Source organism: Halomonas sp. BC04 (assembly GCF_000568385.1).
Genome location: NZ_AZQX01000320.1, coordinates 1 through 7,448, shown reverse-complemented (window position 1 = coordinate 7,448; position 7,448 = coordinate 1). Strand labels below are relative to the sequence as shown.

The 7,448-nt window shown below is 50.7% G+C and carries 6 protein-coding genes; 4 read left to right on the top strand and 2 right to left on the bottom strand.

The window, feature by feature from the left end; genetic code table 11:
* The 4 genes from Q427_RS21570 to Q427_RS21555 form a co-directional block, all read left to right on the top strand.
* Nucleotides 1-587 (top strand): type IIL restriction-modification enzyme MmeI (locus Q427_RS21570; protein WP_331280679.1); only part of this gene is annotated, 587 nt, incomplete at its 5' end.
* Entirely contained in the window at nt 587-1,372 is a 786-nt protein-coding gene (locus tag Q427_RS21565) for a hypothetical protein (RefSeq protein WP_043517197.1), read from the top strand. The genes Q427_RS21570 and Q427_RS21565, both read left to right, overlap by 1 nt.
* Nucleotides 1,369-3,411, top strand: a complete 2,043-nt coding sequence (locus Q427_RS21560) for a pseudomurein-binding repeat-containing protein (RefSeq protein ID WP_043517196.1) — start codon at nt 1,369-1,371, stop codon at nt 3,409-3,411. The genes Q427_RS21565 and Q427_RS21560 overlap by 4 nt, the downstream gene beginning before the upstream one ends.
* Entirely contained in the window at nt 3,404-4,615 is a 1,212-nt protein-coding gene (locus Q427_RS21555; RefSeq protein ID WP_043517195.1) for a GIY-YIG nuclease family protein, read from the top strand. The genes Q427_RS21560 and Q427_RS21555 overlap by 8 nt, the downstream gene beginning before the upstream one ends.
* A 544-nt stretch (nt 4,616-5,159) precedes the next feature.
* Here Q427_RS21555 and Q427_RS35685 read toward each other — a convergent pair.
* Both Q427_RS35685 and Q427_RS30520 read right to left on the bottom strand, forming a co-directional pair.
* On the bottom strand, nt 5,160-5,291 hold the full coding sequence (locus Q427_RS35685; protein WP_269321305.1) for a hypothetical protein: 132 nt from the start codon (nt 5,289-5,291) through the stop codon (nt 5,160-5,162).
* A 176-nt stretch (nt 5,292-5,467) separates the two neighbouring features.
* The coding region (locus Q427_RS30520) for a RiPP maturation radical SAM C-methyltransferase (protein ID WP_155833654.1) at nt 5,468-7,448 on the bottom strand (1,981 nt) is incomplete at its 5' end.

Here is a 7,448-nt window from a genome sequence, read left to right as displayed (position 1 = left end):
AAAAGTCTAAAGATGCGGTCACGAACGGCATGGTCAAGCGTCCACACCAGTTCAGAGAAATGAATTCTGGCACGAAAAGCACGATCGCAATACCCGTAGTCTCTTCGGAGAATAGGAATTTCCTTCCTGTTGACCTCTTCGGAAATAATGCCGTTCTTTCAAACAAGTGCTTTGCTTTGTTTGATGCGCCACTTTGGAATTTTTCGCTGGTAGCTTCGCGCCTTCATTGGATTTGGATCGGTACAGTTTGTGTGCGCCTTGAGATGCGGTTTTCTTATTCCAATACCCTCGGCTGGAACACCTTCCCCATCCCGAAATTGACCGAAAAAAACAAGGAAGACCTGACCCGTTGCGCTGAAGACATCCTTCTGGCCCGCGAAGCGCATTTCCCGGCCACGATCGCCGATCTCTACGATCCCGAGAAGATGCCCGCCGACCTGAGTGCTGCACACGACCGCAACGATGAAGTGCTTGAGCGCATCTATATTGGTCGTCTCTTCCGCAACGACACGGAACGCCTCGAAAAGCTCTTTGAGCTTTACACCAAGATGACGGCGGGGAAGCAGAGCAAGGCGAGGAGCGCTTGATGGCAGATCGAGTTCTTTTCCAGATGTATTCCGGCCATCGAGCGCAACTCATTGAAAAGCATGAGTTCTATGTGAAGCAAGCCACGGCGCGGCTATTGGATCAATTTACTGATGATGCAATTTCGCAGGAGGCAGATCGAGCTGCGAAAGAGTCCCTCGAAAGGCGTGGACAGTATTTCGATCCAGATCGCCATGATCCTGGCGACTTTGAGGAGGCCGCCTACGATGATGGCGTGTGGCGGTATCAGCTCATGACTGAGCTGCGCGATAGAGTTCGCCTGAGTATCGTGTCGGGTTTCTTCCACGAGTGGGAAAAGAATCTGCGGCAATGGTTAGTCGATGAAGTTCGGCACTGGCACCACGGGGAGGTCACAAGAGGCACAGTTTGGAAGAAGAATCTCAACGATCTGTTCGATCTATTGGAGAGCTTTGGCTGGCCTCTAAAAAGTTCACCGTATTTCAAAGACCTTGATGCATGTCGCTTGGTCGTAAATGTTTACAAGCATGGCGACGGAACATCTCTGAACGAGCTCGCCAGTAGCTACCCGCAGTTCTTGGAGCACCCCCTCGCAGCAATGCGAGGTCAAGTCGGCGAGATGTGGTTTTCTCTAAGCCATGAATATCTGAAGGTTTCAGATAGAAACCTTGCTGCATTTTCATCAGCAATATTGATGTTTTGGAAAGATGTCCCTGAAAACGTCTTCCACAGTCAAATCATGGAGCCGCCGAGTTGGTTGGTTAAGGCTATAGAAAAGGATCAACAGAAGAAAGAGAATTCAAAATGAAACCTGTCCCTTCAGTTTCCGTCACCTATGCCCGCAACGGCAGCTCGACCAAGTCGAACGAGCTTGGCATGCGCCAGATGCAGGAACGCGCCTTTGAACGGCGGGGTGAGCAGTATCTCCTGATCAAGTCACCGCCCGCGTCAGGCAAGAGCCGTGCGCTCATGTTCATCGCGCTCGACAAGCTGCACAATCAGGGGCTTCGGCAGGCCATCATCACCGTGCCGGAAAAATCCATCGGGTCGAGCTTTGCCGACGAGCCGCTGAGCGCGTTTGGGTTCTGGGCGGACTGGCATGTAGTGCCGAAATGGAATCTCTGCAACGCGCCAGGGGCCGACGGCAGTAAGGCCGACTCTGTGGGCGCGTTTCTGAAGAGCGATGACAGCGTGCTCGTCTGTCCACATGCGACCTTTCGGAACGCCGTCGAAAAATTTGGCGTCGAAGCCTTCGATGACCGCCTTATCGCAGTGGATGAGTTCCATCATGTTTCAGCCAACCCCGAGAACAAGCTGGGCGCGCAGCTCACCGAACTGATTGCGCGCGACAAGGTGCATGTGGTCGCCATGACCGGATCATATTTCCGTGGCGACACCGAGCCCGTACTCATGCCCCACGACGAGGCGAAGTTCGATACCGTCACCTACACCTATTATGAGCAGCTCAACGGCTATAAGTACCTGAAGACGCTGGATATCGGATATTACTTTTATTCCGGTGCCTATTCTGATGATATCCTGAAAGTGCTGGACTCTGCCGAGAAGACGATCATCCACATCCCGTCCGTCAATTCGCGTGAGAGCACCAAAGACAAGATCAGAGAGGTCGAGCATATCATCGAGGAGCTGGGCTCTTGGCAGGGAACGCACCCCGCCACCGGCTTCCAGCTTGTGAAACGCTCAGACGGGCGTGTTTTGCGGATCGCCGATCTGGTCGATGATGATCCGGCCAAGCGTGAGAAGGTTTCGGCGGCGCTCAAAGACACCACACAGAAGAATAATCGTGACCACGTGGATATCATCATAGCCCTGGGCATGGCCAAGGAGGGCTTCGACTGGATTTGGTGCGAACATGCGCTGACGGTCGGCTACCGGACGAGCCTGACCGAGATCGTCCAGATTATCGGTCGCGCCACCCGTGATGCTGAGGGTAAGACCCGCGCCCGTTTCACCAACCTGATCGCTGAGCCGGACGCCGCAGAGGCGGCTGTCACCGAAGCCGTGAACGACACGCTGAAGGCGATCGCCGCCAGCCTGCTCATGGAGCAGGTCCTCGCGCCGCGTTTCAACTTCACGCCCAAGAAGCCTGATAGTGGTCCGGTCGAAGGCTTTGACTATGGTGAGGGCGGATACAAGGAAGGCCAGTGCAATGTCGGCTTCAACGAAGACAGCGGCCAGTTCCAAATCGAGATCAAGGGGCTTGTCGAGCCGAAGAGCAAGGAGGCCGCGCGCATCTGTCAAGAGGACCTGAACGAGGTAATCGCGGCCTTTGCGCAGGACAAAACCACCGTCGAGCGCGGTCTGTTTGACGAAGAGCTCGTTCCCGAAGAGCTGACCCAGGTGCGAATGGGCAAGATCATCAAGGACAAGTATCCCGAGCTTGACGAAGGGGATCAGGAAGCCGTGCGCCAGCACGCGATCGCGGCGCTGAACCTAAACCAAAAGGCCAAGGAAGCGGCGCTCGAAGGCGATGACGCCGAGAAGAGCGGGAACACGGCCTTGATCGATGGAATCCGGAAATTCGCGATGGACGTACGCGACCTCGACATCGATCTGATCGACCGGATCAACCCGTTCAGCGAAGCTTATGCCATCCTTGCCAAGACGATGAGTGAAGAGAGCCTGAAGCAGGTGCAGGCCGTCATCTCGGCTAAGAAGGTAAAACTCACGCCCGAAGAGGCGCGTGACTTGGCGCGGCGCGCCGTGAAATTCAAGCAGGAGCGCGGGCGACTACCGTCGATTACGTCTCCCGATGCGTGGGAGAAGAAAATGGCCGAAGGCGTGGCCTTTCTTGCCCGCATGAAAGCGGAGGCCGACAATGGTTAAGGAGTTCACAGACGACGACGACGCGCTTCTCGCCGAGCTTGGCGTCGAAGTCGAGGAGAAGCAAGCGCAGAGCCGCACACCCCGCGAAGAGCGTATTATCGCGGGTTTTGAAGAGATTCAGCGTTTTGTGGGAGAACATGGCCGGGTGCCGCAGCATGGAGAAGACCGCGATATTTTTGAACGCCGGTATGCCGTTCGCCTGGATCGTATCCGCGAGCAGGCGGAATGCCGGGAACTGGTCGAACCGCTCGATCATCAGGGACTTCTGGCCGGATCAGTGCCATCGTCTTCTTCGGCGACCAACGAGTTGGATGACGACGCGCTCCTTGCAGAGCTTGGCATCGAGGCTGTGGCCCCGCCGATCACTAAACTAAAACACGTTCGGACGAGTGCCGAAAAAAAGGCAGCCGAGGAAATCGCCAACCGCGAGAAATGCGAAGATTTTGAGACGTTCAAGCTGCTCTTTGAGCAAGTGCAGAACGATTTGGATAGCGGCCTGCGGAAAACTCGGCCGTTCGAGATGAAAGCTGAGATAGAGCAAGGGCGGTTCTTCATTGTCGGCGGGCAAAAAGCCTTTGTCGCGGAGATGGGCGATACGACCATTACCGCGCAGGGTCGGACGGATGCGCGGCTACGCGTGATCTTCGACAACGGTACAGAAAGCAACATGCTCATGCGCTCGCTTCAACGCGCTCTAAACAAGGACGAAGCAGGCAGACGCATTACCGATCCCGTCGCCGGTCCCTTGTTCGCGGATCATACAATCGACGGAGACGAGGCTAGTGGTACGATCTATGTCCTGCGCAGCAAATCCGATCATCCGGTTGTCGCAGAAAACCGCGAGCTTATACACAAGATCGGCGTCACCAACTTGAGCGTCGCGAAGCGTATCGCTGGCGCGCGGCTCCAGCCGACATTCATGATGGCGGATGTTGAGATCGTAGCAACCTACGAGTTATTCAATATCAATCGCACCAAGCTCGAAAATTTAATCCACCGAATTTTTGAACCCGCACGACTAGACATCGAGATCATGGACCGCTTCGGCAATCCCGTTGTTCCGCGTGAGTGGTTCCTCGTTCCGCTATTCGTGGTGGATGAGGCTGTCGAAAGGATCAAAGACGGTACGATTGCCGACTTCACGTATGATCCCCATGGCGCGGCGCTGAAGCCTCAAGTAAAAGGTGGAGGTGAGAGTGGATAATTGGCTGTTCCGATCGGAACGATGTGGTGGCTATTGGATTGAATATATACATGCGTCTGTAGCCATGCTGAACATTGTGCATAATCAGGTAATTCTTTGGTCGCCTGGATTGCTGGTTGGCGGCGACTAAGCAAGCCCAGGCCAAAAAATGATCAGAGGGAGGACGTTGAAGGTGCCTGGCTCAGGCTAAATGATGGTTGTTGAAATTCTTACGATTAATCGTTACCGCCTCTGCAGCGGACGCTCGTCCGCTGCAGAGACTGCGCTTCCCGGCCTGCTCCAGACGCGAGAGCGTCACAATCAGCCGTCAGCCAGTTGCTTTCACCATGGACCAGATACCAAGGGGATTATGAGTGCAAATTGGTAATATTGAGAGCCGTGCTATGTGGTAATATAAAAATCAATCAGTTGTTAAGTTACACCTTTCATACAAGCCACACCGGTTTCTTGCAATCAAGCAACCAAACCGGAACCAAAGTGGTCTTTGGGATTGCATGCTTGCTTATGAAGGCAGAGCGATATCTTCTGGAAGCGGCCTCGCGAATCAGGTGAGCCTTATCGAAAACCCCTCGACCTCAGCCACAGTGAGGTCGAACTGTCGAATCAAGTCATCAGCAGTGGTCTTGCCCTTGAAGATGTCCATGACCACTGCTGCCTTGCGCTTGCAGTCCAGCATTTAACGGTAAATTCTTAGTTTATTTTTTCTCCTGATTGCTGCGTTATAGTCTTTGCAGCTCAGAAAAAGGTTACTTCATCAGGTGGAAAAACAGCAACCTGTCATGAGTGCTTGTCCATACTTGATGGATCAAGGGCTATCAGGGCTGCTTTCTCCATAACTCAGGCATAAAAAATTTATACAGGCAAAGCCAATCTTACATATTCCCCACCCTCTTCAATCACTATTCCTTTGTCAAGTAAGTCATCCAGTATTTCCAATACGGTTTCGCGAGGTCGCCGGCACTCAAAATCAATTTCACAAACATCTATCAAATCTTCAGCAGCAATAGGCGACTCAAGATTTTCGATAATATCTTTGGTCACCTTGTCAGGAAACCGATATTCTAAAGCCGTTTCCGACAGACCTAGCACTGCTGCCCGATTGTCTGCCACGCACAACTCACCATTCATATCCGTGTAATATACCAAGTACGCTGAACGACTTCTTTCAACATCTTGCCAGGCAGGAAGAAAATCAATCATATCCTGCTGCCAGCCTACTAACCCACCATCTTCTCTAGAAACATCACCATCGAAATAATATGCAATTCCTTCCAAATCCTGAGATGACATATCTGGGAAAAGAACCTTATATTGCCACCATGGCTGTATATTAGAAATAAACTTTCCTTCTCGCAGCATCGGACTATTACGCAATATCATTGTTTTTGTAATTGTGCGCGGAGGAGCAAGGTGGACTATCAGCGGCATTATCAATTTCATTGACGTGTAGTATTCTTCCTTCTCCCCTGGAAACCCAAATAGCAGATTGTAATAAGGAGCAATTCCCAGCTCTCGACATCTCCTCAGAAAAACTACATTCTGTAGCGCAGTAGTTCCCTTGCGCATGAGACTCAAAAGCTCGCTAGAAAATGATTCAATACCAGGTTGAAGCACCACTTCCCCTAAACGAGAAAAATTCTCTAGATCGCTTCTTGCTAGATCTACTCTAACCTCAAAGAAAAACGCTTTTTTTTCTTTTCGCTCTTCTATGAACTGAGCAATCGCAGGGATTGTTTTATGGATATGTTTTTTTGGCAAAGCACTATCCACACAAACAAAATACTGGGTATGATTTTCTTCCACTAAGTTTACTATTTCGTGAAAAGCCGCTGCAGGAGATTTCATCTGAAATCGAAAATCATCTGCAATTCCACAAAATGTACACTTTGATTTGTACATCCAGTAGCAACCTCGCGACCATTCAAAAGGCAGATAACTAAAGTCTTCCTCCCCTAAGCTACTTGACTTATGGTTAATAAATTCGGAAAATTTTATTCGTTTTTCACCAAGGCTAAAAGATGGTTCGCTATAATCTAGGTGCTTGTTTTTCCCCTCCATCTTTGCACGACCAAAGCCAATGTTCGTCAATAATCTAACGCCACCTTGATGGGCTGAATGAACTCCAGAAATGCCTTCTACCCTCGGTGTTATCCCCGCAATGAGATCGCAAACCAATTTTTCAGATACAGTTTCTCCCTGTCCAGAAACAAAATAGTCTATTCCTGTTACATTTTTTGCCAACGCGGACGCGGCCTCATCAGTTATAGCTGCCCCTCCTAGTATAGTCAGAATATCTGGCCTACGCTCTTTTAGAGCTTTCGCTACAGCTAAAGCAGGTAGAATCTGATTAAAAAAACAACCAAAACCAACAGATTGAGGATTTCGAGCTAGCACGGCTTCCACTACATAATTTATGTAACCGGGCACGCTTTTAAACATTACTTCTCTTAAAGATTTATCATTTTTAAGAACCCAATGGGATAGACCATCAGGGAACTCGCGTACGGTCGTCGGCCGTTCAGCAATTTCCATGATCATCGAGAGGCACGCCTCAACCCTTACAGGAGTATGAAGGTGCATACTGGTATAAGGAGCGAAAAATGCCTCAGGAAACCAAAATAAGCATGGATTATCCCAGAAAAACTTCCGGAGGAAATCAAAAGACATAGCTTTAGGCAAGGTTTCGTAAAAATCCAAGTTGGAATAAAAAACTTCAGGAGAATAATTTGTTGTCCGAAAGAGATGGTCTTGGAGAACATGAAGTCCGAAATTCGGACTATCTGCCGAACCCCAAGGGACATTAACTAGTAACAGAGGGCATCGTGTCATTATA

Coding starts and splice junctions, on each gene's coding strand:
- Q427_RS21555 (WP_043517195.1), top strand. CDS start 3,404: ATGGTTAAGGAGTTCACAGACGACGACGACGCGCTTCTCGCCGAGCTT.
- Q427_RS35685 (WP_269321305.1), bottom strand. CDS start 5,291: ATGCTGGACTGCAAGCGCAAGGCAGCAGTGGTCATGGACATCTTCAAG.
- Q427_RS21565 (WP_043517197.1), top strand. CDS start 587: ATGGCAGATCGAGTTCTTTTCCAGATGTATTCCGGCCATCGAGCGCAA.
- Q427_RS21560 (WP_043517196.1), top strand. CDS start 1,369: ATGAAACCTGTCCCTTCAGTTTCCGTCACCTATGCCCGCAACGGCAGC.